Source organism: Sphingobium limneticum (genome assembly GCF_008710155.1).
GTDB lineage: Bacteria > Pseudomonadota > Alphaproteobacteria > Sphingomonadales > Sphingomonadaceae > Sphingobium > Sphingobium limneticum.
Genome location: NZ_VYPZ01000020.1, coordinates 20,096 through 46,033 on the forward strand (window position 1 = coordinate 20,096; position 25,938 = coordinate 46,033).

At 62.6% G+C, this 25,938-nt stretch carries 28 protein-coding genes and 1 pseudogene; 11 read left to right on the top strand and 18 right to left on the bottom strand.

Annotated elements, in window-relative coordinates; translation table 11 throughout:
• Positions 1–8: 8 nt before the first annotated feature.
• A protein-coding gene (locus F4U94_RS18005) for an IS3 family transposase (RefSeq protein WP_409592734.1) occupies positions 9–1,372 on the top strand; the annotation gives its coding sequence in 2 pieces (ribosomal slippage) (positions 9–356 and positions 359–1,372; 1,362 coding nt in all).
• 35 nt (positions 1,373–1,407) lie between these two features.
• On the opposite strand, the gene F4U94_RS18010 is transcribed toward F4U94_RS18005, so the two are convergent.
• Together F4U94_RS18010 and F4U94_RS18015 are read right to left on the bottom strand one after the other, a co-directional pair.
• Entirely contained in the window at positions 1,408–1,842 is a 435-nt protein-coding gene (locus tag F4U94_RS18010; RefSeq protein WP_120252874.1) for a MarR family transcriptional regulator, read from the bottom strand.
• A gap of 514 nt (positions 1,843–2,356) precedes the next feature.
• On the bottom strand, positions 2,357–3,268 hold the full coding sequence (locus tag F4U94_RS18015) for a LysR family transcriptional regulator (RefSeq protein WP_246171684.1): 912 nt from the start codon (positions 3,266–3,268) through the stop codon (positions 2,357–2,359).
• Between the two features lie 104 nt (positions 3,269–3,372).
• On the opposite strand from F4U94_RS18015, the gene F4U94_RS18020 reads away from it, so the two are divergent.
• From F4U94_RS18020 to F4U94_RS25575, 9 genes are all read left to right on the top strand, one after another.
• The gene (locus F4U94_RS18020; protein ID WP_120252873.1) at positions 3,373–5,661 is read left to right on the top strand and encodes a TonB-dependent receptor; all 2,289 of its coding nucleotides are present in this window, start codon (positions 3,373–3,375) and stop codon (positions 5,659–5,661) included.
• Between the two features lie 5 nt (positions 5,662–5,666).
• A complete protein-coding gene (locus F4U94_RS18025) occupies positions 5,667–6,641 on the top strand; it encodes an MBL fold metallo-hydrolase (RefSeq protein ID WP_120253514.1) in 975 nt (324 codons plus the stop codon).
• Positions 6,642–6,685: 44 nt separating this feature from the next.
• Complete coding sequence (locus F4U94_RS18030) at positions 6,686–7,801, top strand: FAD-dependent oxidoreductase (protein ID WP_120252872.1); 1,116 nt, start codon at positions 6,686–6,688, stop codon at positions 7,799–7,801.
• Positions 7,802–7,812: 11 nt separating this feature from the next.
• The gene (locus tag F4U94_RS18035; protein ID WP_120252871.1) at positions 7,813–8,715 is read left to right on the top strand and encodes a VOC family protein; all 903 of its coding nucleotides are present in this window, start codon (positions 7,813–7,815) and stop codon (positions 8,713–8,715) included.
• A gap of 3 nt (positions 8,716–8,718) precedes the next feature.
• A complete protein-coding gene (locus F4U94_RS18040; RefSeq protein WP_120252870.1) occupies positions 8,719–9,876 on the top strand; it encodes an alpha/beta hydrolase family protein in 1,158 nt (385 codons plus the stop codon).
• Complete coding sequence (locus F4U94_RS18045; RefSeq protein WP_145986293.1) at positions 9,873–10,358, top strand: hypothetical protein; 486 nt, start codon at positions 9,873–9,875, stop codon at positions 10,356–10,358. The genes F4U94_RS18040 and F4U94_RS18045 overlap by 4 nt, the downstream gene beginning before the upstream one ends.
• A gap of 11 nt (positions 10,359–10,369) precedes the next feature.
• Positions 10,370–10,939, top strand: a complete 570-nt coding sequence (locus F4U94_RS18050) for a cupin domain-containing protein (protein WP_120252868.1) — start codon at positions 10,370–10,372, stop codon at positions 10,937–10,939.
• A 69-nt stretch (positions 10,940–11,008) separates the two neighbouring features.
• On the top strand, positions 11,009–11,974 hold the full coding sequence (locus F4U94_RS18055; RefSeq protein WP_120252867.1) for a fumarylacetoacetate hydrolase family protein: 966 nt from the start codon (positions 11,009–11,011) through the stop codon (positions 11,972–11,974).
• A 109-nt stretch (positions 11,975–12,083) separates the two neighbouring features.
• Entirely contained in the window at positions 12,084–12,392 is a 309-nt protein-coding gene (locus F4U94_RS25575) for a transposase (RefSeq protein ID WP_425505087.1), read from the top strand.
• Positions 12,393–12,418: 26 nt separating this feature from the next.
• On the opposite strand, the pseudogene tnpB reads toward F4U94_RS25575, so the two are convergent.
• The 15 genes and pseudogenes from tnpB to F4U94_RS25065 form a co-directional block, all read right to left on the bottom strand.
• Positions 12,419–12,619, bottom strand: a pseudogene (gene tnpB / locus F4U94_RS25580) (IS66 family insertion sequence element accessory protein TnpB); the annotation flags it as partial.
• Positions 12,616–12,843 (bottom strand): transposase, encoded by a 228-nt coding sequence (locus F4U94_RS18070; RefSeq protein ID WP_120252864.1) that lies wholly within the window; start codon positions 12,841–12,843, stop codon positions 12,616–12,618. The pseudogene tnpB and the gene F4U94_RS18070, both read right to left, overlap by 4 nt.
• 355 nt (positions 12,844–13,198) lie before the next feature.
• On the bottom strand, positions 13,199–13,345 hold the full coding sequence (ccoS, locus tag F4U94_RS18075; RefSeq protein WP_120252863.1) for a cbb3-type cytochrome oxidase assembly protein CcoS: 147 nt from the start codon (positions 13,343–13,345) through the stop codon (positions 13,199–13,201).
• On the bottom strand, positions 13,342–15,468 hold the full coding sequence (locus F4U94_RS18080; protein ID WP_120252862.1) for a heavy metal translocating P-type ATPase: 2,127 nt from the start codon (positions 15,466–15,468) through the stop codon (positions 13,342–13,344). Before F4U94_RS18080 ends, ccoS begins: the two co-directional genes overlap by 4 nt.
• Positions 15,468–15,920 (bottom strand): FixH family protein, encoded by a 453-nt coding sequence (locus tag F4U94_RS18085; protein ID WP_120252861.1) that lies wholly within the window; start codon positions 15,918–15,920, stop codon positions 15,468–15,470. The genes F4U94_RS18080 and F4U94_RS18085 overlap by 1 nt, the downstream gene beginning before the upstream one ends.
• A gap of 3 nt (positions 15,921–15,923) precedes the next feature.
• Positions 15,924–17,357 carry a cytochrome c oxidase accessory protein CcoG gene (gene ccoG, locus F4U94_RS18090; protein ID WP_120252860.1) on the bottom strand — a complete coding sequence of 478 codons (1,434 nt, stop codon included), beginning with the start codon at positions 17,355–17,357 and terminating at the stop codon, positions 15,924–15,926.
• 129 nt (positions 17,358–17,486) lie between these two features.
• Entirely contained in the window at positions 17,487–18,398 is a 912-nt protein-coding gene (gene ccoP / locus F4U94_RS18095) for a cytochrome-c oxidase, cbb3-type subunit III (protein WP_120252859.1), read from the bottom strand.
• Complete coding sequence (locus F4U94_RS18100; RefSeq protein WP_120252858.1) at positions 18,391–18,561, bottom strand: cbb3-type cytochrome c oxidase subunit 3; 171 nt, start codon at positions 18,559–18,561, stop codon at positions 18,391–18,393. The genes ccoP and F4U94_RS18100 overlap by 8 nt, the downstream gene beginning before the upstream one ends.
• Positions 18,558–19,307, bottom strand: coding sequence for a cytochrome-c oxidase, cbb3-type subunit II (ccoO, locus tag F4U94_RS18105; protein ID WP_120252857.1), 750 nt, complete (start codon positions 19,305–19,307; stop codon positions 18,558–18,560). The genes F4U94_RS18100 and ccoO overlap by 4 nt, the downstream gene beginning before the upstream one ends.
• A 12-nt stretch (positions 19,308–19,319) precedes the next feature.
• Positions 19,320–20,981: a cytochrome-c oxidase, cbb3-type subunit I gene (gene ccoN, locus F4U94_RS18110; protein WP_120252856.1), complete on the bottom strand. Its 1,662-nt coding sequence runs from the start codon at positions 20,979–20,981 to the stop codon at positions 19,320–19,322.
• A 191-nt stretch (positions 20,982–21,172) separates the two neighbouring features.
• A complete protein-coding gene (locus tag F4U94_RS18115; protein WP_120252855.1) occupies positions 21,173–21,916 on the bottom strand; it encodes a Crp/Fnr family transcriptional regulator in 744 nt (247 codons plus the stop codon).
• Positions 21,917–22,234: 318 nt separating this feature from the next.
• Positions 22,235–22,864, bottom strand: coding sequence for a response regulator FixJ (gene fixJ / locus F4U94_RS18120; RefSeq protein ID WP_120252854.1), 630 nt, complete (start codon positions 22,862–22,864; stop codon positions 22,235–22,237).
• Between the two features lie 13 nt (positions 22,865–22,877).
• Positions 22,878–24,032 carry a sensor histidine kinase gene (locus F4U94_RS18125; RefSeq protein ID WP_120252853.1) on the bottom strand — a complete coding sequence of 385 codons (1,155 nt, stop codon included), beginning with the start codon at positions 24,030–24,032 and terminating at the stop codon, positions 22,878–22,880.
• Between the two features lie 20 nt (positions 24,033–24,052).
• A complete protein-coding gene (locus F4U94_RS25060) occupies positions 24,053–24,340 on the bottom strand; it encodes a universal stress protein (protein WP_249042084.1) in 288 nt (95 codons plus the stop codon).
• The gene (locus F4U94_RS25065; RefSeq protein WP_232016164.1) at positions 24,316–24,783 is read right to left on the bottom strand and encodes a hypothetical protein; all 468 of its coding nucleotides are present in this window, start codon (positions 24,781–24,783) and stop codon (positions 24,316–24,318) included. The genes F4U94_RS25060 and F4U94_RS25065 overlap by 25 nt, the downstream gene beginning before the upstream one ends.
• Positions 24,784–24,889: 106 nt before the next feature.
• Here F4U94_RS25065 and F4U94_RS18135 point away from each other — a divergent pair, with 106 nt between their 5' ends.
• Positions 24,890–25,237, top strand: a complete 348-nt coding sequence (locus F4U94_RS18135; protein WP_120252852.1) for a hypothetical protein — start codon at positions 24,890–24,892, stop codon at positions 25,235–25,237.
• A 34-nt stretch (positions 25,238–25,271) separates the two neighbouring features.
• On the opposite strand, the gene F4U94_RS18140 is transcribed toward F4U94_RS18135, so the two are convergent.
• The gene (locus F4U94_RS18140) at positions 25,272–25,934 is read right to left on the bottom strand and encodes an OmpW/AlkL family protein (protein WP_120253513.1); all 663 of its coding nucleotides are present in this window, start codon (positions 25,932–25,934) and stop codon (positions 25,272–25,274) included.
• Positions 25,935–25,938: the final 4 nt, after the last annotated feature.

Genomic DNA, 25,938 nt, shown 5'->3' on the forward strand with positions numbered 1-25,938 from the left:
GAACGAAGATGAAGCCCAGATCCTCCAATGTAAAATCGCCCGCCAAGGCCCCAGCAGAGCGGGTAGTGAAGGACATCCGCCGACAGACCCGGCGCCACTTTTCGGCCGAGGACAAGATCCGCATCGTGCTGGATGGCCTGCGCGGGGAAGACAGCATCGCCGAGCTATGCCGCAAGGAAGGCATTGCCCAGAGCCTGTATTACACCTGGTCGAAGGAGTTCATGGAAGCTGGCAAGCGCCGCCTGGCCGGCGACACCGCCCGTGCCGCGACCACCGGAGAGGTCCAGGACCTGCGCCGCGAAACCCGGGCCCTGAAGGAATGCGTGGCCGATCTGACACTGGAAAACCGTCTGCTCAAAAAAAGCATGATCGCGGATGGGGGCAACGACGAATGAGGTATCCCGCATCCGAGAAGCTCGAGATCATCAGAACCGTCGAGCAGTCGCACCTGTCGGCCAAGCGCACGCTGGACCAACTCGGCATCCCTCGTCGGACATTCTACCGCTGGTATGATCGCTACCTCGAAGGCGGGCCGGAGGCGTTGGAAGATCGGCCATCGGCGCCGAGCCGGGTGTGGAACCGCATCCCGGCGGGCATCCACGACCAGATCATCGAGCTGGCGCTGGAACAGTCTGAGCTGAGCCCCCGGGAACTGGCCGTGCGCTTCACCGATGGGCAGCGCTACTTCGTGTCGGAATCCACGGTTTACCGCCTGTTGAAGGCCCGCGACCTGATCACCAGCCCGGCCTATGTCGTGATCAAGGCTGCCGATCAGTTCCACACGAAAACCACGCGGCCGAACGAGATGTGGCAGACCGACTTCACCTACTTCAAGATCATCGGGTGGGGCTGGATGTATCTGTCGACCGTGCTCGACGACTTCTCGCGCTACATCATCGCCTGGAAGCTGTGCACCAACATGCGAGCCGAGGACGTCACCGACACGCTGGACCTCGCCCTGGCGGCTTCTGGTTGCGACAGCGCCACGGTGCTGCACAAACCCCGGCTACTCAGCGATAATGGCCCCAGCTACATCGCGGGTGAGCTGGCGGAATACATCGAGGCCCGGAAGATGAGCCATGTCCGCGGCGCCCCGTGTCATCCCCAAACCCAGGGCAAGATCGAGCGCTGGCACCAGACCCTGAAAAACCGCATCTTGCTGGAAAACTACTTCCTGCCCGGCGACCTCGAAGCTCACATCGAGGCCTTCGTCGAGCACTACAATCACCAGCGATACCACGAGAGCCTGGCCAATGTGACGCCTGCCGACGCCTACTTCGGCAGGGCTCCGGCAATCATCAAACTGCGCGAAAGGATCAAGCGACAGACCATCGAACATCGGCGCTTGCAGCACCGCAAGTTCGCCGCCTAACATCAACCCCCTGACGAGGTCCGCACTCCGCTAATCTACGCCGCGAGTTGTGCCGAATGTTCTGACGACGGACACGCATGATCGGCGAAGGTGGCCACATCGAGGCCGCCAATCCCATATTGCGAAGAGAAAAGCCTGTTGCCGTTCAGATCGATAATGTCAGCTGAGAGAGTATCATTCCCCGCAGGCGATAGACCTACAACATAGGCGGCGTCCTCTATGATCCGTAACGAAACACGGGGACGGCCCCTCCCAGAGGGCAGAGAGATATGCTCTTCCAACAGGCCTTGCACGACCAGGCGACCAACTATCTCGGTGATGGAGCCTTTAGCCATTCCGGTCGCCTGCGCCAGTTCGACACGAGACAGGGCTCCGGCCCGTCTGATATGCTTCATGATCCGAAGCGTGCTGTCGTCAGAGCCTTTCGTGATCACGTTTGCCTTTTTAAGCGACGCGATCGAATTCAACAAATGATATCCCTTAAACTAATTTTTTCGGCGTTTGTTTTCTTCATAACAGCGGGCCTGTCGCATACCGACTCTGTGTGGACGGCTCTCCATCGACAAGTGGCATATTGAGCTTTGCAGCGTTGGTTGGTGCGGCCATGTGCCCGACCTGTTGACGCGGCGCATGGTGCCGCTGGCCGTAATGCCATTAGCGCGGCTCAGGTCCCAACCTGTGGATCGGTGCTAAAGCGCAACCCCATCAAATTTCATCCACACTACTATATTGCAACGAGAAATGTCCAAAAGCGGGGTCTCAATAAGCGCTGACTGGAAGCCCAGCGCAATCCCTCCTTCCTGAACTCCTTCAGACAGTTGAGGCGGCCAAATCTGGGTGTCAGCTTCGCCGCCGGTTCACAGTTTTTGCTATTTGCCTTACGTGGTCGAGCTGATCGGTATAGTGGTTTTTATCACTGCCAAATGATCAATATAATCTGTGACTTGCCGGAGAAATACGACAAAATTGGATCAGGCTGTCGTCTCAGACGATCCGATCCGCTGCAGCATCGCGGAGCTGATCGCGAAACCATATTAGTCCCGTGTCCGCCGACCGTGCATGATGATATTGCAGCATTTCGCGCATGACCGGCAGCTCGATGGGCGCATTCAGTATCCGAAGGGGCAATCGTGACGCCATAACCTTTGCAAGACGCTCGTGCATCAGGGCGAGCCTAGTCGTTCCCGGCAACATCCAGGCCACTTGGCTAAAGGCGGCGCAGATAATCTCTATCCGACGGCGGTCGCCATGTTCGCGCAGGTGATTTTCGATGAAGGTGCCATCGCGCGATACGCTGACGGCGACATGACCGGCGCTATAATAATAGTCTTCGGTCAGCGGCTCCTGCAACATGGGGTTGCCTGACCACCCGACGACGACATGGCGCTCCTCGAACAAAAGTTCGCGCGGATGCGGCCCTTCCAGGAAACGTTCGGGCGCGACGATGAAGTCCAGCTCGCCATCCTCAAGCCGGCCATGAATGTCGTTGCGGGGCAGCGTGATCTCTATCCGCACGCCCGGTGCGGACTTCTGCATCCGTTCGAGCATGGGACCAATCAGCACTGTGGTGACATAGTCGGATGCGACAATGCGGAAAATGCGCTGGCTGTGCGCCGGGTCGAAGGACAGCCCGCGCGCGATGATCCCACGCAGATCCGCTACCACGCCGGAAATTTCGGGCGCGAGGGAAAGCGCGGAAGCGGTGGGAATCATCTTCTTCCCATGCTGCACCAGGATTTCGTCGGAGAATGCTTCGCGCAAGCGGCGCAAAGCCGCACTCATGGCGGATTGCGTGAGGTTTAGGCGCTTGGCCGCGCGCGTTACATTTCGTTCCTCCACCAAAATGTCGAACGCGACTAGCAGGTTGAGATCAAAACGGTCCAGCCTCACAACCATCAATCCCATTGCTTGTTTTCGACATATATCATCCATTTTACTGCTTTTTCGAACTATGTCACCCACCATCCATCCCGCAAAGATCGGGCGAATAGGGAGGATGTATGATAAAAAAAATTCTTTGGAGTGCCACCATTCTGAGCAGCGCCATCGTGCCGCAGATGGTGTTTGCGCAGAACACGCAGGTATCTGACGGTGGACTGGCGGAAATCGTCGTGACCGCGCAGCGGCGCGAGGAAAGCTTGCAAAAGGCTGCCATCGCCGTGACAGCCGTGACCGGCGACGACCTGACCCGGTCGGGCATCACCGAAACGTCCAACCTCGGCAAGTTGGTGCCTGCCCTCGTAGTGCAGCCGACCGGCGGGACGACCAGTTTCTTTCTGCGCGGCGTCGGCACCAACTCGCAGAATAGCTTCTCCGAAAATGCGATCGCCTTCAATTTCAACGGCGTCTATGTCGGTCGCCCGACTGCGCCCGCCGGTGTCTTCTACGATCTAGAGCGGGTTGAGGTGGTCAAGGGACCGCAAGGTACGCTTTATGGTCGCAACGCGACCGGCGGCGCGATCAACGTCCTGCCCAAAAAGCCAGTTCTCGGCAAATTCGGCGTCGAAGGCCTAGCCGAATATGGCAACTACGACAGCAAAAAGGGCTTCCTGGCGGTCAACGTGCCGTTCGGCGAAGTCGCCGCGCTGCGCGTCGCGGGCCAAGTGGTCGATCGCGACGGCTATATTTCCGACGGCTATGACGATGACAAGGGCGAAGCAGTGCGTGCATCCTTCCTGCTCAAGCCGTCGGACATCTGGTCGATCAACATCGTGGGCGACTATTATCATCAGGGAGGCAAGGGTGGTGGCGCGGTGCTGTTGCCCAGCAAGGCTTTCGCCGTGCCCTCGGTAAATGATCGGGTCAGCATTTCCGATCCGCGCGCGCTCGCCGCCATCAACGGCTATGCTTCCACCTTGTTTGCCCCGCCTTTTTGCGCAGGCGGCTTCATCACCAGCGGCTGCATCGAAAATGCGCGTTCGGACGGCTATCTCGACAATCATTTCTACGGGCTGAGCGCGCAGGTCGATGGCGACATGGGCTTTGCCACACTGTCGGTCATCCCCGCCTGGCGCAAGTCGGAAGCGGATTTCCGCACCTACCTCCCCGGTTTCCGTGGCGAGATACAGGATAATGCAGAGCAGATGTCGCTTGAAATGCGCCTGACATCCGCCGCCGACCAGCGGCTGCGCTATGTCCTGGGCGGCTTCTTTTTCAATGAGCAGCAGGACACGCTCAACTATTTCCGTCAGGGCCGACTGTCCACCACCCGCTTCACCCCCCGCCTTAAAACGCAGAGCCTGGCCGCCTTCGGTCAGCTGACCTTTGACATTACCGACGCACTGCGCCTGATTGCGGGCGGACGCTACACACAGGAAGACAAGTCGCAACTTACAGCGTCGGCGGGCGGAGGATTGCCCGGCCCTGTCGACCCGCCACTGGGCATACCCGTGACTGGCGACCTCAGGTTCAATAAATTCACCTGGAAAGCCGGGATTGAACTCGATGCCGGCCCGGCCTCCTTGGTTTATGCGAATGTCGCTACCGGCTTCAAATCGGGCGGTTTCTACGTCGCGGCCCCACCCACCAACAGCTTCCGCCCGGAAAGCCTGACTGCCTATACGATCGGAGCCAAGAACCGCTTCTTTGGCAACAAGCTACAGCTCAATATCGAAGCCTTCTACTGGGATTATAAGGACCAGCAGGTGACATTCGTAGGTGGGGTGCAGACTGGCAATGGCCTTTTCGCGCAAGGGTCGCTCACCACCAACGCGGGCAAGTCGCGCATCTTCGGTACGGAAATCGAGGCTCGCTTCGCGCCGACCCGCGACGATCTGTTTAACGTCAACGTTCAATATCTGAACGGCAAATATAAGGGCCTGCAAACCGCCAACTTTTCCCCCACCGGCGCGCCCGTCACCACAGGCTGCAGCATTACAGGATCACGGCTCGCCAATCCCGGCATCAATAGTGCGCGCTTCTATGACATTGACTGTTCGGGCAAGCCCACGGTCAACTCCCCGCGCTGGGCGCTCAATATGGGCTATCAGCACAGCTTCCATATCGGCGGAGATATGGTGCTGGTGGCAGGTGTGCGCTCGAACATCGAAACCAGCCGCTACATGAACTCGAATTTCCGGTCGGAGGAAAAGCAGGGCAGCTTCATGATGTCCGACGCATTTCTGACGCTGGAAGGACCGCAGGACAAATGGAGCGTTACGGCCTTCATTAACAATATCGAGGATAAGGAAGTTCTGGCCCGCGCCGGCACGCGCCCGATCCTCGACTTCCCGGTCGGCACGTTGCGGCCGCCGCGTACCTACGGCGTGCGCCTGGGCTTCAACCTGTGAGCCTGATGTCAGCCCGGATCACCTGCGCGGCGTTATTCGGCGTGACCGCCCTGCTGGCTAGTGTCGCGGCGGCTGCCGACAGCCAGCCGCGTACCGCCTTCGTCACATTGGGAACGATGGGCGGTCCGGTGCCGGACGGGCATCGGTCGCAACCTGCCAACGCCATCATCCACGACCGGAAAACCTATCTGGTCGATACAGGGGACGGCACTGTGGAACAGATGGCGCGGGCGGGCCTGCCCCTATCGGGCATCCGCGCCATTTTCCTCAGCCATCTGCATGTCGATCATATCGGGGGGCTGGCGGCAATATTGGGATTGCGCAACCAGACTGAGGCGCGCGATGTGCTGACCATCTATGGTCCGCCCGGCACGCGTGAATTCGTGGCCGGCCTGGTCGCCAGCCTACAACCATCGGCCAAGGCGGGCTATGGCATCCCCGGAAAATCCTGGACGCCGCCTGGAAATACCGTGTCGGTGATCGAATTGCAGGACGGTGAAACTATCCGCGTGGACGATATGAAAGTCAGCGTCGCGCAAAATACCCATTATGATTTCACGCCGGGCAGCGTGGAGGATCGCAACTATAAATCCTTCGCACTGCGGTTCGACCTGCCCGAACGATCGATCGCCTATACGGGCGACACCGGACCCAGCCCCGCGGTCGAGCGCCTCGCGTTGGGTGCCGACCTGCTGGTCAGTGAAATGATCGACATGGACGCCACCATGGATCGCGTGGCGCGCACCAGCCCAAACATGCCCGCGGACGTCAAGGCGGTGATGATCCAGCATCTGACCAGGCATCACCTCACGCCGCAGGAAGTCGGCGCGCTGGCTGCGCGTGCGAAAGTGAAGGCACTGGCCGTCACACATATCGCCGGCGGCATGCCCGATGCCGTGCGGACCCGCGCCTATGGCGCTGCCATCACCAAGACTTTCACTGGATCAGTAACGATCGCCAACGATCTCGACCGCTTCTGATTTCTTCTCCTATCGCCCCTTTCTCATGAGGCACCGGACGGACAATGGACAACAAGACTATTCTCATTATCGGCGGGGGTATAGGTGGCCTTACATCCGCCATTGCGCTGCGCCGCAAAGGGTTCGACGTCACCGTCATCGAGCGGAACTCGGATTGGTCGGTCTATGGCGTGGGCATCATCCAGCAATCCAACGTCCTGCGCGCCATGGATCATCTGGGCCTTCTGGAGGAATATGTCGCCGCTGGTGCCGGCTTCGACACGGTCGAGGTGTTCGCCCCCGACGGCACCAAGGTCGCGCGCGTCCCCTCCCCCCGTCTGGTCGAAGGCTATCCTGCCAACCTCGGCGTCGGCCGCCCGGCCCTGCATAAGGTGCTGGGCGATCGCACGATCGCATCGGGAGCCAAAATGCGGCTGGGCGTCACGGCGACGAAGATCGACGATCAGGGCGACCAAGTGGCGGTGGCGTTTTCCGACGGCACGCAAGGCAGCTTCGATCTGGCCGTTGGTGCGGACGGCGTCTATTCGCAGACCCGCAAGATGCTGTTCCCTGATGAGCCCTTGCCCCATTATACCGGCCAGGCCGTGTGGCGTTACAACCTGCCCCGTCCCGAAGGCATGGATTCTCTTCAGGCCTATAATGGTCCGACCGGCGTCGGTCTGGTGCCGATTTCCCAAAGCCTGATGTATATGTTCGTGACTACGTCAGAACCGGACAATCCGCGATATCCGCGTGACGGTCTCGCGCGCGCCATGCGCGCTAAAATCGCCAATTGCTCCCCAGCGATCCGGGCCTTTGGAGAATATATCACCGACGACGCCGAAGTCGTCTATCGTCCGCTCGAAACGTTGATGGTGGACGGCCCCTGGCATAAAGGCCGCATCGCCTTGTTGGGCGACGCCGTACATGCCACCACGCCTCATCTGGGCCAGGGCGCGGGCATGGCGATCGAGGACAGCATCGTGCTGGCGGAGGAACTGGCCAGCCATGATGATCTGGAAAGCGCGCTGACCGCCTATCATGAGCGGCGCGTCGATCGTTGCCGTTACATCGTGGAAAAATCGCTCGAAATATGCATGGGTCAGCTCGGTAAGGGCGCTCCCGTCGACAATCATAAAGCCACCGCGGACATGTTCGCGATGGTATCCCAGCCGATCTGAAGGAGCCAGATATGAGCCGCGTTACAGAAATTCGTTATGTGGGTTACGCCATGCCCGATCTGGAGGCTGAGCGGGCTTTCTACGCCGACCAGTGGAAGCTCGTCGAGGCAGGCGAAAAGGACGGGATGGTCTATCTCGCTGCCGATGGGGGGGACGAGCATCATGTAGTGCGCCTGCGCCAGGCGGAGGAACAACGCATCGACGTGATCGCGCTGGCCGCCGACAGCCGCGCCGATGTCGACGTCTTGCATGACAAGGTCGTCGCATCGGGCTGCCGCATCATCTTCACGCCCAAGGATCTCGATACCCTAGGCGGTGGCTATGGCTTCCGCTTCTTCTCGCCTGACGGCTTGACCTTCGAAATATCGAGTGACGTCGCCCGCCGCACCGCGCGAGAACTGACCCGATGGGAAGGCGTGCCGCAGAAGATCAGCCACATCGTGCTGCATTCGCCTGATCACAAGACGATGGTCGAGTGGTTCTGCCACGTGCTGGGCTTCAAGGTCAGCGACTGGCTCGGCGATTTCATGTGCTTCCTGCGCTGCAACAGCGCGCATCATCGCATCGCCTTCCTGCCCGGGCCGCCCTGCCTCAACCATGTCGCCTATGACATGCTTACGCTCGACGACATGATGGTCGGCATCAACCGGCTGCGGCTGAAAGGCACCGACATCCGCTGGGGTCCGGGCCGTCACACGGCGGGCAACAACACTTTCAGCTATTTCACTACGCCCGCTGGCTTTGCGGTCGAATATAGTTCGGAACTGGAGGACGTGGACTTCGAGGGTCATGAAGCGCAGGTCCATGCCCCCGCGCCCGGCATCATGGATCAATGGGGCATCGGCGTCGGTGGTCCCCAGACCATGCCGCATGCAGCGCCCGACAAGGGCCTGTTCCAGGCGACGGAGGTCTGATCGATGGCTTTATTCGAATATTTCCCCAACTATATCTGGAACCTGTCAGTCGCGATCGCGATGGAGAGCGGCGGGCGCATCGGCGAGATCGTCGATATGTGCCAGCCGATCAAGGACGCGGCCTCATCAGGCGCGGACGCGGGCACGCCCATGTTCATGGCGCAGTGGGTCGCGATGGCCGACAAGCTGATCGACCTAGCAGATGAAGATGTGGCGCAGGGCCACGCCTTCTCCGCCTCTGACAAGCTGGAGCGCGCGTCGCTCTATCTATTCAACGCCGAACGCATGCAGGGCCATGGCCATCCCGGTCGTCAGGCCACCTATGGCAAGGCGCGCGACACATTCGATCGGTCCACCGCGCTAGGCCAGATCAACCGTCGGCGCGTGGAAATTCCGCTCGTTACTGGCACGATGCCTGCGCTCTACACGAGCGCACCGGGGGAAGGCCACCATCCCGTCGTAATCTATTGTAACGGCCTCGATAGCTGCAAGGAGCTGCTCTACTGGTCGCGCCTGCCCGAAGCACTGGCACGACGCGGCATTTCAACGCTCTGCGTCGATCAGCCGGGGTCGGGCGAAGCACTCCGCCTCCAGAACCTGCCTGTCGATCCGCATAGCGAAAACTGGGCGAGCAAAGCGGTCGACTGGCTGGAGCAGCAGCAGGATGTCGATCCCAGGCGCATCGGCATGACGGGTATTTCGCTGGGCGGCCATTTCGCGCCGCGCGCGGTCGCTTATGAACCGCGCTTTGCCAGCGGTGCCGTCTGGGGCGCGAACCACAATTGGGCCGAAGTCCAGCAGAAGCGCCTGAAACGCGAGGGCGAAAACCCCGTTCCCCATTATTGGGCGCATGTCATGTGGGCCTTTGGCGCGAGCGACATGGACGACTTCCTGGCCAAGGCTGAGGGCATGAACCTCAACGGCCATATGGACGGGATCAAGGTGCCCTTCCTCGTCACCCATGGCGCAAAAGACCGGCAGATCAGCGTCGATTATGCCCATGACTGCTATGACCAGCTGGTCAACAGCCCCAACCGCGCGCTTAAACTGTTCACCGAGCGAGAAGGCGGCGTGGAGCATGTCGGCGCGGACAATATGTCCTATGGCCGCGACTATATCGCCGACTGGTTCGCCGAAACCCTGCGCGGACAAAGCGCATGATGGCTGAGCAAGAGCAGACCGGTCAAGTCATCGCTTATATCGTGCGCGAGACGATCGTCAGCGCTGCGATCAATGGCGTGATCAGCGCGTTGTTCTTCTTCGCCATCTTCGGCACGGCGTGGCGCATTGCGGCGGGGGAATGGGGCTATGCCATCGATTTCCTGCCGCAAAGCGCTGCTGTGGCACTCATGGCCTGCATGGTGCCAGGCATGATCGCACGACGCGCCCAACGGACCGGGCGTCTGGCCGGCGACAATGGTCGTCCGGTGACGGTGCAATGGCTGTTGCGGACTGCCTTCGTCTCAGTCCTGTATGCTCTGTTGCTTGGCGCGGTGATCGCGTCTTTCTGGATGTTCAGTATTGTCGCCACACTGGAATGGCCGGTCGCCCTCCTCATGAAGATCATCTACGGCGCCGTCCTTGGCGCGTGGGTCACCCGGCATGTGCTGCGACGCATGGTTCGCGGCGCACCCCTTACCTAGGAAATATGCTCATGGATTTTGCCTCCGTTCGCCGCATCGTCACCGGTCACGACGCCTCCGGTCGCGCGATCATTCAGGAAGACGCCCCGGTCCAGCGCGTACAGCGTGTCGGCGGGGACATCGGCCCAATGTTCCACGAGGTCTGGAACACGCAGGCCACGCCCGCGCCCATCGACGCTGACTCTTTCGAACCGGCCGAACAGGGCATCATCCTGGCCGCGCCGAAGAACGGTACGCGCATCCGCGTACTCGACATCCCGCCTGAGGGCGAAGGCATCCGCACCATGACGCCCGAGGAAGCCCGCGCCCATTTCGCCGAAGTCGGCGCGCATGACGCCTCCGCTCATCATGGCGAAGGATCGCGCCACGCGCTGATGCACCGGACCGAGACTATCGACTATGGCATCGTGGTCGAGGGCGAACTGGTCCTGATCATGGACGAAGGCGAAACCACCGTGCGCGCTGGCGACATCGTGATCCAGCGCGGCACTAACCATGGCTGGTCCAACCGTTCCGACCGCAATTGCCGCATCGTCTTCATCCTGATCGACGGCGCATTCGACGCTGAGCTGAAACGATGAATGTTGAGCCGGCGCGCGGAGTGATCCACGCGTCGACATTCTAAGATAGTATTGGAAGGAAACAGGCCCATGCGTTTCGCAACGTGCGCCAACGGCACCCCCGATGGGGAGTTGATACTCTTATCGCGGGACGGCGCACGCGGCCTGCCGCTCGGTGCGCGCTGGCCTAACCTGCTGCATGCGATCACCGATTGGAACGCGTTGCTGGATGACGCGGCATCCCTTTCGGCGACGCTGGAGGCCGGTGGGGGCGATAGCGTCGATCAAGCCACCCTGCTCGCTCCGCTACCGCGCACCTGGCAATGGCTGGACGGGTCGGCCTTCGCAAATCATGGCGCTCTGATGCAACGGGCGTTCAATCATCCCCCGATCGAAACCGACCTTCCCCTGATGTATCAGGGCATGAGTCATTGCTTCCTGGCCCCGCAGGAAGATGTCGCCTTCCCAACCGAAGCAGACTTCATCGATTTCGAAGGCGAATTTGCCATCGTCACCGATGACGTGCCGATGGGCTGTTCGGCGCAGGACGCCATGGGGCATATCCGCCTCATCCTCCTGATCAACGACTGGTCGCTGCGCGCTGTGGCCCCGACGGAAATGAAGACCGGTTTCGGCTGGATCCAGGCAAAGCCCGCGTGCAGCGCCGCGCCGATCGCAATCACGCCTGACGAGCTTGGGGGCAATTGGCGCAATGGCCGCGTTTGCCTGCCGCTGCGCGTGGAGATTAACGGCGCATGGTTCGGAAACCCGTCAGGCGAAGGCATGGGCTATGGATTCCATGAACTGATCGCCCACGCCGCCCGCACGCGGCATCTATGTGCAGGGACGATCATTGGCTCCGGCACGGTGTCTGACGCTGATTACGAGCAAGTGGGATCGACCTGCTTGTCCGAACGGCGCGCGATCGAGATGATCGACCAAGGCAAGTCCGTCACGCCCTTCCTCCACTTCGGCGACCATGTGCGAATGACCGCCGGAACCGGCGACAGCCCGTTCGGCGAGATTAGTCAGACCGTTACGGCGTTCAAGCCCTGATCCCTTCTGATTCACCCCACGTCGTCTCCTACAGACAGCACCCTTGCAGGTACGGCTAGGCGCCGCACCTGGTGTAGGGCCGATCGTGGCTGCATGCCTACTGGCGCGCATGCCCGAACTCAGACGCCTTTCCAGCCGACAGGTTGCAGCCCTTGCCGGTCTGGCGCCGTTCGATCGGCAAAGCGGCAACACCAGCCGGCCTGGACGCTGCCCGGACGGCAGGCCAAGCGTCAGACGTTCCCTCTACCTAGCAGCGCTCACCATCGCGCGCTCAGGCAAAGGGGACTTCGCCGCCACAACCAGACGGCTGCGCGGCGCCGGCAAACCTTTCAAGCTTGCGATCGTCGCCACCATGCGAAAGCTCCTCATCACGCTCAACGCTATGGTCAAAAACAACACCAAATATCGCAATGCATGAACACAGTTGCTCAGGAGAGCCTTGGCATAAAGCGACATGCCGACGCCATCGTGCCAGATGATCTTGCAGAGGTCGCCGCGGCGTCCCCTGAAAATGTAGAGGTCGCCCGCGTAGGGATCACGTCCGAAACTTTGCTGCACCTGCAGGGCCAGGCTGCGCATGCAGCGCCACATGTCCGTCTGCCCCGTTGCAATCCATATCCGAACGCCGGAGGGGACTGGGATCACGGCTTGACCGACCGCAGCACTGCCGACACCAGCCCAGGTGATGCGCCAGCGGGAATACGCACAATCGCCCGCTCGAACTCCACGGTGATCGCCGATCCGCTCACTGGCATCGGATCGGGCTGCACCTGCACTTCTGCAAAGCCTTGGGCTGCCTGCCCCATTTGCCGCCGCCATCTGTAGATCTGGTTCGGCCGCAGATCGGCACGGCGGGCAATCTCCGCCACGTTCGCGCCGAGCGCCGAAACCCCCTCAAGTCCCCACTCCTGCTAGATATGCGATGGAACGCCCTGCGACTCCGTTAAACCGAATTGCGTCGCTATCGCCAATCCCGCTGACCATGCCAATCGGATTGTTCATGACAATGTATCGTCCTGAAAACTGTTGTAACTGGCCGGTAGCCGACCATCCGGTTTCAAGCCTAGATGTAGCGATAGCTTCCGTTCGCGCGAGATTATTTGGCTAACCAACTATGCCGTTCACCGGAGCCGCCGGGAACGTTCTTATCTGGCTAGAAAGCTATGATAAAACCGAGCGTCGTAAATAACGTCTTTCCGCAAGATGAGTAGCGCGCGTTCCGGATTACTCATCTTCACCATCGGCCAGCATCCGCATCGCCGCCCCGTCCAAATCGTCATATTGTCCGCTGCGCAGCGCCAGAAAGAAGGCGCAAAGCGCCACCAGCCCGCACAAAAGGGCAATGGGGATAAGGAGGACGAGGCCGGTCATTTCGCGCTCCCGTTCAGACGCAGGGCATTGGCGACGACGATAAGGGAGGAAAGCGACATGGCGATCGCCGCGACCAGCGGCGTGACCTTACCCGCGATCGCCAGCGGCACCGCCAGGATATTATAGCCGATGGCGAGCGCGAAATTCTGCTTCACCACTCGCACCGTCCGGCGCGCGACGCGCAGCGTGACGGCAACGGGCGCCAGCCGGTCGCCCAGAAACACGGCATCGGCGGTCAGCTGGCTAGCATCGCTTGCCGATGCCGGCGCCATGCTGGCATGGCCCGCCGCTAGCGCCGGCCCGTCATTGAGGCCGTCGCCGACCATCAAGATCTTTTGACCCCGTCTTTTCAGCCGTTCGATCAGCGCCAGCTTGTCGGCCGGGCGCAGATGGCCGATCGCGGTCGTGCCGGTCGCGCGCGCGACATCTTCCAACGCTTCGGGCCTGTCTCCGCTGGCAATCAGGATCGCCAGGCCATCCTGCTTCAAATCACCAATCAGGTCGATCGCATCGGGCCGTAGCGCGTCGGCGAAGCTAAGCAAGGTCGCATGATTGCCACGCCGATATTCGCTGGCGAGGCCGAACAGGTTGATCAGGCTGCGCGGCCGTGTGAGCGCCACGTCATCATGCCCATAACGCCCAAATACGCCTTCTCCGGCAACCTCCCGCACATTCTCGATCGCGGCCGCCTCGCCCCCGTTCAGTGCCTGCCGCAGCGCATTACTGAGCGGATGGCGACTGGCACACGCCAGCGCGAGCAGAATCGCCTTGTCCTGCGCCGCCAGCCGATCGAGATCGCGCGGCACCGGGCGCCCCAGCGTCAGCGTGCCGGTCTTGTCGAACACCACTTCATCGACCTCGGCCAATCGCTCCAGCGCCGATCCGTCCTTTACCAGCACGCCGCGCCGCATCAGCGCGCCGCACGCCACCACCTGCGCCGCCGGCACCGCCAGCCCGAGCGCGCAGGGGCAAGTGATGAGCAGCACGGCCACCGCGATCAGCAGCGCCTGATGTACGCTTGCGCCGGCGATCATCCACCCCGCGAAGGACAGCGCCGCCAGCAGATGCACGCAGGGCGCATAGAGCCGCGCCGCCCGGTCGGCCAGCCGCACATAGCGCGACTTGCCCTGGCCCGCCTGCTCCATCAGCCGGGCGATGTCGGCAATGACCGTATCGGGGCCGGCCGCCGTCACCGCGACATGGATCGGCCCGTCAATATTCAGCGCACCGGCCTGCACCATGTCGCCGGGTCCGACAGGGACCGGCGCGCTCTCGCCGGTCAGGAAAGCGATGTCCATGCCCGACATGCCTTCGACCACGCGCCCGTCCGCCGCCAGCCGCTCGCCGGCCGCGACCAGCATTCGCATTCCCGGTCGCAGGTCGACGGCCTTCGTCCAATGGCTGTGCCCCTGCCCGTCCAGCACCAGCGCGCCGGGCGCACTTTGCTTCAGCAGCGCCGCCACGCCGGCACGCGCCCGCACCCGCATCATGCTGTCCAGGCACCGCCCAGCCAGCAGGAAGAAGAGCAGCATCACCGCCCCGTCGAACCAGGCATGATGGCCGTTGGTTAGCGTCTCATACAGGCTCATGCCGGTCGTCAGCAGCACTCCGATGCTGATCGGCACGTCCATGTTCGTGCGCCCTTGCCGCACAGCGGCGAAGGCGGATCGGAAAAAGGGCTGGCCGGCATAAGCGACCGTCGGCAGCGCGATCAGCGCGGACAGCCAATGGAACATCTGCCGCGTCGCTCCATCCGCCCCCGACCAGATGGACACGGACAGCAACATGATGTTCATCGCGGCAAAGCCGGCCACCGCCAGCGCCCGGATCAGCGCCTTGTTCTCCGCCGCCGCGACATCGACGCCCGGATCGGCCAGCATATCGGCCTCGAAACCAATCGCGGCGATCGCGGCCTTCAGCGCCGGCGGTTCCAGCGTCGGATCGTGGCGGATGGCGACGCGCTTATCGGTCATGTTGACCCGCGCGGATTCGATCCCCGGCACTTTGGCCAGGCCTTGTTCGATTTTGGCGATGCAGCCGACGCAATGCAGCGCAGGGACCGCAAACAGGCTTTCGATATTGTCGGCCGCAGGGATTTCCGCGAAAAGAAGCTGGGTCGCCATCAGAAGACCTCCTGCAACAGATGCTGTTCGCCATGGTCGATATCGGCGCGGACCTGCCAGCGCCCGGCGGGCAGGCGGACGTCGCTGACATAGCGCCCCGGCGCCGCCTCATGGAACATAAGCTGTATGTCGGGAGCGCGGCCCAGCGGATGCTCCGCCACCGCCGCGATCCGGGCGCCCGCCACCGCCACGCCCTTCGCATCGGTCAGCGTCAGCGCGACATGGCGGTCCGCATCCAGCGCCATGACGTCCTGCCAGCCGAGCCGATCCTGCATCCGTGCCTGTGCCAGATAGCGGTTGAACTTCTGGCTTTCGACATAGCTGTTATCGACCACCGTGCCGCCGAAGGACTGTACCGCGATGGTCGCCATCAGGGCATTCACGACAATCACCACCGCGAAGAAGGCGACCAATATGCCGGTCATGTGCCAGCCGGTGAAGCGACGGATCATATCTCAGGGCCTTTCGAAACGGGCGGGTTCGCTGTCGCCGCCGCCTTCGCGATCGGTGGCGCGCACGGTGAAGGTGAAGTCCTGCCGGGCGGTGCCGGCGGCGGGCGCCGCGATGAAGAGGCGCAGCTTGGCCACGCTGTCGGCCGGGACGGTGGCGGTGACGGCGGGGGCGGCCGCCTCGCGCGGCATGGCGTCGGTCCACAGCATCGCGCCGGGCAGGCCATCGACGGCAACCGTGACCGGGCGGGGCCGCGCCTCCATATTGCGGACCTTGACCATATAGGCGTTGCGGATCGCCCCGTCGGACAGGCGCACGAAGATCGGGTTGCGATCCTGCTGCGCGGCAATGTCGATCCGGGTGCGCGCGCTCAATGCGAACAGCATCGCCGCGCCGATCGACACCCACACCGCCGCATAGGCCAAAGTGCGCGGTCGCAGCAGCCTGTTCAGCACGGGCTTTGGCGCCGCGCCCTTCCTCTCCGCCTCCGCGTCCTCCTGCGTGCAATAGTCGATCAGGCCGCGCGGCCGCCCCACCTGCGCCATCACCGTGTCGCAAGCGTCGATGCACAAGGCGCAAGTGATGCAACCGACCTGTGCGCCATCGCGAATGTCAATGCCGGTCGGGCAGACCGCGACGCACTGATTGCAGTCGATACAGTCGCCGAACAGGGCGGGATTGGCCTGCGCTTTCTTCACGCTGCCGCGCGTCTCACCGCGCCAGTCCTTGTAGGTGACGACCAGCGACGTTTCGTCCAGCATGGCGGTCTGGATGCGCGGCCAAGGGCACATATAGATGCACACCTGTTCCCGCATGAAGCCGCCCAGCAGGAAAGTCGTCGCGGTCAGCACGGCCACGGTCGCATAGGCGACCGGCGCAGCGCCGCCGGTCCAGAACGCATGGCTAAGGCCGGGCGCATCTGCGAAGTAGAAGATCCAGGCGCCGCCGGTGGCGAAGGCGATCGCCAGCCAGATGCCCCATTTGGCAAGGCGGCGGGCCAGCTTCGCCGCGCTCCATGGTGCCTTCGCCAGCCGGATCTGCGCATTGCGGTCGCCATCAATCGCGCGCTCGACATGCTGATACAGGTCGGTCCACACCGTTTGCGGGCAGGCATAGCCGCACCAGGCCCGCCCCACCGCCGACGTCACCAGAAACAGCCCGATCCCCGCCATGATGAGCAGGCCGGCGACATAATAAAATTCATGCGGCCAGATTTCGATCGCGAACATATAGAAGCGCCGGTGCGCCAGATCGATCAGCACCGCCTGGTCGGGCGCATAAGGCCCGCGATCCCAGCGCAGCCATGGCGTGCCCCAGTAAATGGCCAGCGTCATCGCCATGATCGCCCATTTAAGGCGCCGATAGAAGCCGTCGACCGCCTTGGGATAGACGCCCTTGCGCTTCTCATAGAGATCGGAAGAACCGGCTGACATCAGCATGGCGGGATTCCGTTGGGTCTTAAAATCTCCGTCATCCCGGGCTTGACCCGGGATCCCACTTCTTCTTCGCGCCTGTTGAAAAAGGCAGCTGGACCCCGGGTCAAGCCCGGGGTGACGGAAGCGGAGAGATTATTGCGCGCCATTGCCCGCTTCCACTGGCGCCGCCTCGCCGCCGCCCAGGCTATGGACATAGGTGGCAAGCATGCGAATGGTCGCCTTGTCGAGCTTGTCGTCCCAGCGCGGCATCACGCCCTGACGGCTGTTCCATACCGTTTCGCGGATCGTCTCCGCGTCGCCGCCATAGAGCCAGAGGCCGTCGGTCAGGTTGGGGGCGCCCAGCACCCGCGTCCCCTTGCCATCCGCGCCGTGGCAGACCGCGCAATTGTCGGCGAAGACCTTCGCCCCCCGTTGCGATGCGGCGCTGGTCTTGTCTTGTCGGCTGATGACGCGGACATGGGCCAATACATCATTGACCTGCGCGCCGGTCAGCAACTGGTCGCGGCCGAATGCGGGCATGATCGATACGCGCGTCTCCGCATGATCGGGGTTGCGCACGCCGTCGGTGATCGTCTTTTCGATCGTGGCGAGATCGCCGCCCCACAGCCAGTCGTCGTCGTTGAGGTTGGGATAGCCCTTCGCGCCCGCCGCGCCGGAACCATGGCACTGGACGCAATGGACCTTGAAAGCGGCGCGACCACCCTCGACCGCCGCCTGCATCAGTTGCGGCCTGGCGGGCAGGTCGGTGATGGCGGTGTCCGCAATCGCTCGCCGCAACGGCGCGACTTCCGCTTCCCGCGCAGCCAGTTCCTTGTCCAGCGCCCCCCGGCTCGACCAGCCCAGCGCCCCGCGCGTATAATCGTGCAGCATCGGGATCGCCGGATACGCAATCACATAGCCGATCGCGAAGAGGATGGTCGCATAGAAGGTCCACAGCCACCAGCGCGGCAGCGGCGTGTCCAGTTCGGCGATTCCGTCCCACTCATGGCCCTTCAATTCAGTGCCGGTGGCAACGTCGATATGTTTGTCCTGTCCGTCAGCCATGATCGGCCTCCGTCTCATCACTCTGGAAGATCATCGTGGAGGCGTGGCGGCTGTGTCGGCGGCCACGCGGCAGGAAGTGACAGCCGACGAGGACAAGATAGGTCGCCCCCATGAAGACCAGCCCCCAGCTGTCGGCGAAGTGGCGCAAGGCATCGTAACTCATCGCGGCTGCTCCCCTTTCTGGTCTTCTTGGGGCTTGGCCGCGTCCACATCGACAAGCGTGCCCAGCATCTGGAGATAGGCGACCAGCGCATCCATCTCGGTCAGCCTGGCGGGATTGCCGTCGAAGTCGCGCTGCTGCGCCTTGGGATAGCGTTTGAGGAGGTCGCTGGCGTCGGCATTTGGATCGGCCTGTGCGGCCAGATCTGCGTTCGCCTTGGCCACATCATCCTTGCTGTAGGGCACACCCACCCGCCCCAGCGCGGTCAGGTCGTCGCGCATGTCGCCGGCCGTCAACTCGCGCTCGGCGAGGAAAGGATAGGTCGGCATGATGGACTCCGGCACCACGGCGCGCGGATCTTTCAAATGCTGGACATGCCATTCGTCCGAATAGCGACCACCCACTCGCGCGAGGTCCGGCCCGGTGCGTTTCGACCCCCATTGGAACGGATGGTCGTACATACTCTCCGCCGCCAGGCTGTAATGACCATAGCGCTCCGTTTCGTCGCGGAAGGGGCGGATCATCTGGCTGTGGCAATTGTAACAGCCTTCGCGGATGTAGATGTTCCGGCCCGCCAGTTCGAGCGGGGTATAGGGGCGCATCCCCTCCACCTTCTCGATCGTATTGTCGATCCAGAAAAGCGGCGCGATTTCCACGATGCCGCCAATGGCGACGACGATCAGAGAGGCGATGCCCAGCAGCGAGATATTCCGCTCCAGCCTGCCATGGTCGAAGAATTTGGAAGCCATGTTGGCGTCTCCTTATGCAGGCTGGGCAGCGATGAGAGGCTTGTCGGCGATCGGATCATAGGCCGCGTCGCGCATCGGCTTTTCCGTACGCAGGGGCGTGCCCGCGATGGTCATGCCGATGTTCCAGGCCATGATGATCGCGCCGCTCAGATACAGCAGGCCGCCCGCCGCGCGGATGAGATACATGGGCAGCATCGCGCTCACGACTTCGGAGAAGCTGTAGACGAGATAGCCGTCGGCCCCATATTCCCGCCACATCAGCCCCTGCATGATGCCCGCGACCCACATGGCGGCGGCGTAGAGGACGATCCCCAGCGTCGCGAGCCAGAAGTGCCAGTTCACCAACCGCAGCGAGTAAAGGCGTTCCCGCCTCCAAAGGCGCGGCGTCAGATAATAGAGGCAGGCAAAGGTGATGAGGCCGTTCCAGCCCAATGCGCCGCTATGCACATGGCCGATCGTCCAGTCGGTATAGTGGGACAGGCTGTTGACCGCCTTCACCGACATGACCGGCCCTTCGAAGGTGGACATGCCGTAGAAGGCCAGCGCCATCACCATCATGCGGATGATCGGATCGGTGCGGATCTTGTCCCAGGCGCCGTTCAGCGTCATCAGGCCGTTGATCATCCCGCCCCAGCTGGGCATCCACAGCATGATCGAGAAGACCATGCCCAGCGTTTGCGCCCAGTCGGGCAGCGCGGTATAATGGAGGTGGTGCGGACCTGCCCAGATATAGAGGAAGATCAGCGACCAGAAATGGATGATCGACAGGCGATAGCTGTAGACCGGCCGTTCCGCCTGCTTGGGCACGAAATAATACATCATGGCCAGGAAGCCGGCGGTCAGGAAGAAGCCCACCGCATTATGGCCGTACCACCATTGCGTCAGCGCATCCTGCACCCCGGCAAAGGCGCTGTAGCTTTTGGAGCCGAGCAGGCTGACCGGCATGGAGAGGTTATTGACGATGTGCAGCATCGCTATCGTCAGGATGAAGGCGAGGTAGAACCAGTTCGCCACATAGATATGCGGTTCGCTGCGCTTGATGACGGTGCCGCCAAAGACGATCAGATAGCAGACCCAGACGATCGTCAGCCACATGTCGACATACCATTCCGGCTCGGCATATTCCTTGCCCTCGGTCATACCGAGCAGATAGCCGGTCGCGGCCAGGACGATGAAGAGCTGATAGCCCCAGAAGACGAAGTCAGCGAGCTTGGGCGCAAAGAGCCGCGCGCGGCAGGTGCGTTGCACGACATAGAAGCTGGTCGCGATCAGCGCATTGCCGCCAAAGGCGAAGATCACCGCCGATGTGTGCAGCGGGCGTAGGCGGCCGAAGCTGGTATATTCGATGCCAAGATTGAGCGCCGGGAAGGCCAGCTGGAGCGCGATATAGAGACCCGCCAAGAAACCGGCGAGGCCCCAGAAGACGGTCGCGATCACGCCCCAGCGGATGACGTCGTCATAATATTTGCCCTGATCGGCGGGCATCTTCAACAGACCGCGCGCAAACCCCGCATAGTCGGCGCTGCGCATGGCATAGACGGCCAGCCCCAGCGCGATCGCGCTCACGATCCCCATATGGACGGCAAAGCCGCCGTCGCGCGCCGCCAGCATCGCCGCAAAGGCGATCAGCGCCAGCGCGAACCAGCCGCCCGTCCGCATCACCAATCTGTCCATCGACTTGTCCCCGCATCAGCTCATTGCGGTGCTCCATCGGACAGGCGCCGCGCTTATGCCTTGATCCTTGTCAAAAGCGGGCGGCGGGGTCTTTACGGGATAGTGCGTAGGGAGAGGAGAAGGCACCCTTCCATTCGTCATCCCCGCGAAGGCGGGGATGACAGAGAATGGCTATCTGGATTAAGCAGGTTCTAGCCCGCCTCCGTCAGCGCCTCCAGCGCGGCGCTGTCCACCAGCCGCACGCCGCGCCGGCCGACCAGATCGATCACGCCCGTGCGCTTCATCTCGGTCATCTGACGCGAGACGGTTTCGATGGTCGTGCCCAGCACGTCCGCAATCTGCTGGCGCGACAGGGGCAAGTCGATCACGCCGTCCGCATCCGCGCGCAACCGTCGCCCCATGTCGAGCAGGAAGGTCGCGACCTTCTCTCGCGCGGTCTTGCGACCCAGCAGCAGCATCCAGGCGCGGGTGCGGTCCAGGTCGTCGAGCGTTCGCTGCAAAAGGCGATGCTGCAATTCGCCATGGCGCAGGGCAAAGCCGTCGAAACTGCCGCGCGGAAACAGACACAGCCGTGCGTCGGTCAGGGCTGTCACGCTATGCGGCGTGCGTGCGCCGAAGGGGCGACCGATAAAGTCGGCAGCATAGACCACGCCCACGATCTGCTCACGCCCGTCGCCGGTGGAGGTAGCGAGTTTCAGCGTCCCGTCGATCACATTGGCGACCACGGTGCTGTCGCCCCCCTCCCACATCACCGTCTGACCGGCCTGCAATGTGACGCGCCGCCCGATCCGGCTGAGCGCGTCGCGATCGGCATCATCGAGGCCAGCGCAAATGGCATGATCGCGGACCACGCAGTTTTCGCAGGACTGCCCGCCACAGGAGCGAGCCACGGGCGGAAGGGCGCCGTTTTGCGCCATGTCAAATCGCATTTCCATGCCCGCTGCATGACGCGGCGGCAGGCCGCGACCTATCCGTAAATGTCCCTAGAGATGGGTGGGATCGGCCAGTTCGGAGTAGGAGATTGCGCGCTTAACTTCGCACATTTCCCACCTACTGCGACATTTGCGAACAAATGTTGGAAATTTTGTTGCGAGAGCTGCGGGTGTGGTTGTCGCGGTGTCTATAGCAAGGATGGGGGGCAGCAGTGCTGGATTGCTCCACCTACTGTTATCCTATCGAAGGCCGGGATTTCAGGCCGCCATGCGCTTCCCCTCCTGCGACCCCAGCCTTCGCTGGGGTGACGAATAGGGCCATCACCCGCCCGTCGCCTCCATCCCTTCACCCGCGTGAAATGCTATGCGCAGCGCTTCGGCGAGGCTTTTCACCTCCAGTTTCTGCATCAAATTGGCGCGGTGGATTTCGACCGTCCTTGGGCTGATGCCCAGATCATAAGCGATGCTCTTGTTAGGCAGCCCGTCCACAAGCCCGTTCAGCACGTCACGTTCCCGGTCGGTCAGCACGTTCAGTCGCGCCTGCGCCTCCTGAGCGCGGGCGCTGGCGCCGCGTGCCGCGATCGACTGGCGGTGGGCAGCTTCTATACAGGAAATCAATGCCGCTTTTTCGAACGGCTTTTCGATGAAGTCGCTGGCGCCCGCCTTCATCGCGGCGACCGCCATGTCGATGTCGCCATGGCCCGTCATGATGACCACCGGCAGCATCACGCCATGCGTGCGCAGCTCACTCTGCACCGCCATGCCGTCGATATCGGGCATGCGCACGTCCAGCAGCACGCATCCGGCCGGCAGGGCGGCCGCCTCCTTCAGAAATTCATGCCCCCCGTCGAACAGGCGCACGGCATAACCACTCGTCTTGAGCATGAAGGATAGCGACCGGCGGATCGCATCGTCATCATCGACGACATAAATGGGATAGGGCTCGCTCATGCGCGTCTCCGGCTCAGTCTTCGGCGATATCGAGGGTGAAGTGGAAGGCGGTGCCGCCCCAGGATGAGGGTCCGGCCCATATGCGGCCGCTATGCCCCTCTACGATGGTCTGGCTGATCGACAGGCCCACGCCCAGGCCGCGCGCCTTGGTCGTCGAAAAAGGGGTGAAGAGCGTGCGCGACATATCCGGGTCCAGCCCTGGCCCACTGTCGGCCACGATCACCTCAACCTTGCCCGGTACGTCGGTGGCGGGGGCAGCGGTTACGCGCAGGATGCGCACCGGGCTGTCCTGCATCGCCTCCACCGCATTTTTGACGAGGTTGATGACCACCTGCTGCAATTGCACCCGGTTCACGAACACGCGATCGATGGCAGGATCGACGCTGACGTCCATGTCGATGCCCCGGCTGTCGATGCCAATGAAGGCCAGAGCCGCACCCTCCGCCAGCAACCCCCGCAAGGGTTCGGACTGGCGCATGGTTTCGCCGCGCTTGATGGATTCGCGCAGCGAGCGGATGATCTCCCCCGCCCGCAGCGCCTGCCCCGCGCTCTCGTTCATCGCTTCGCGCAGCATATCGCGATCGACGGGGCCATCCCCTTCTAGCAGATCGCGCCCCGCCTCCATATAATTGGCGATCGCGGTCAGCGGCTGATTCAGTTCATGCGCCAGCGCGGCGGCCAGCGTGCCCATGGCGGTGACGCGCCCGGCATGGGCGAGTTCGGCCTGTAAATCGGCGACGCGTCGTTCGGCCTGCTGCCGTTCGGTCAGGTCGCGGATGAAGCCGGTGAACAGGCGGCGGCCTTCCGTCTCCACTTCCCCCACCGACAATTCGATGGGGAAGGTCGATCCGTCCCGCCGCCGCGCGCTGGTCAGCCGGCCAATGCCGATGATCCGCCGTTCGCCAGTGGTCAGATAATGGTCGATATAGCCGTCATGCCGCTCCCGATCGGGCGAGGGCATCAGCATGGAGATATTCTCCCCCAGCACGTCGCCTTCGGCATATTGGAACATGCGTTGCGCCGCCGGGCTGAAGGACACGATCCGCCCGCGCATGTCGATGACGATCAGCGCATCAGGCACGGTGGTCAGGATGGACCCCAGCAACGCCTGTTCCAGACTATGATCGCGCAAGCCCAATCCGTCGGTGTCGTCGTCCGCTACTGCCATCGGGGGATCATGCCGTCCTTTCAGTGCGCCAGCAAGAGCGGCACGGGCGCGGTGCGCAGCAGCGAGCGGGTGACGCCGCCGAAGATCAGCTCGCGCCAGCGGCTGTGGCCGAAGGCACCCATGACGACCCAGTCGGCGTGCAGGCTGGCCATCGCGTCGCGCAGCGCGATCTCGGTCGGGCGGTCGGTGCGGGACCAGCTGTGTAGTTGCGCCTTTATGCCATGGCGGGCGAGATATGCGGGTGCATCCGTCGCAGGGAAGGCGCTGTCGGCCTCCTCCACAGTCACCACATCCACCGCCTCAGCCAATTTGAGCAAAGGCACGGCGGCGCGTAGAGCGGCGCCGGCGTCCGCCCGCCGAGCACCAGATCCGGCACGATCGGCAGAGGATCGCGCAGGCTGCTCCGGCCGCCTTCGGGCAAGCTGGCCACGATGATGTCGGCCAGTTTCGCGGCGGACAGCAGGCCCGGCAGGCTGTCGCCCTGCATCGACTGCCAGTCCCATGCCACATCCTCCTGCGCGAAATGCGCTTCGGTACGGGTCCGGAACGCCTCGTCAATGGCGTGGAGTTCGGCCGCGACCATGGGGGCATAGCCCATGCCGTCCTGTGCGCCGGCCGCGATCATATCCGGGATCGGCGTCACCTGGACACACTGGACATGGGCCAGCCCGGCACGGGCCAGGTCGCAGGCCACCTGCAAGCGGCTATCGGCGCCATGGTCATCATGAATATGCAGCAGGATCGTCTTCATGGCGCATCTCCGTCGGTTCATGCCCCGATTATGCCTGCCCCCGCGCGATCACTATCAGGGATAGTCCTTATAGCATTTCCGGGCCTGAAAAGGGATTCAAACTGGCATGACATGGACCACGATACGCCTGGAACTAGCCCGCACTCCGGCGTTCCCCAATGGGTCGGCCGCGCGCAGCTATGTGATGCGTCTGCCGATCGCCCCGGACGGCCGGATTGACGAGCAGGAATATCGCCACCATCCCGAATATGCGACCGTGCGCCGCTTCTGGCCGAACGAGCCGGACCAGCATGGCCATCTGCTGCGCACGGCGGAGGGGTGGACGCTGTCCTATGCCCCACATGACCCGTCGTTCCGTATAGAGGCGACAATGATCCGGTCGGGTAGTCATCTCATGCTGATCGAGCCGGATGGGCAGGCCCTGCCCTTCGAGGTCAAGGCCATCGCAGCCTGAAAGCGGCGGCCCGCTCGGACCGCCGCTCCGCCCACTACAGTTTGAAGCCAATCCCCACGCCCACGACCAGCGGGTCGAGGCTGACGCGCACCTTCTGCACGCCCGCTGCCGCGGTCGACAGGCGCGCCGTGGTGTCGATGTCGATATATTTGACGTCGATATTGAGGAACATGCGCTCGTTGAGGTCGATGTCGACACCCGCCTGCGCCGCCCAACCGAAGCTGTCGGACATATGCACCTTCGTCTTGCCGACCGCACCTTCCAGACCGCTCGACGCATCCTCATTGTAGAAGAGTGTATAGTTGACGCCCGCGCCGACATAGGGGCGGACCTTGGCGTCGGGCAGGAAATGATATTGGGCCGTCAGCGTCGGCGGCAGCACCCAGGTCGAGGCCAGCTTGCCGATCGAACCGGTCGTGCCGGTCCGGCCGCTGGCCGTATGTTTGGTGGTCGCGGCGATCAACTCGAAACCGATATGGTCGCTAGCCATCCAGGTGAAATCGACTTCGGGCGTCACCGCATTGTCGACGCTTACCTTCTCGCCGGGGAAGCCGGGTAGCACCGAACCGCTCTTCTCATTGGGCGCGACCATGATGCCGCGCACGCGGATCAGCACGTCGCCCTGCTTCGCCTGTGCCGGGGTGGCGAGTGCGCCGACGATGGCGGCGGCACTCAGCAAAATGGCTTTCCTGTTCATTAGG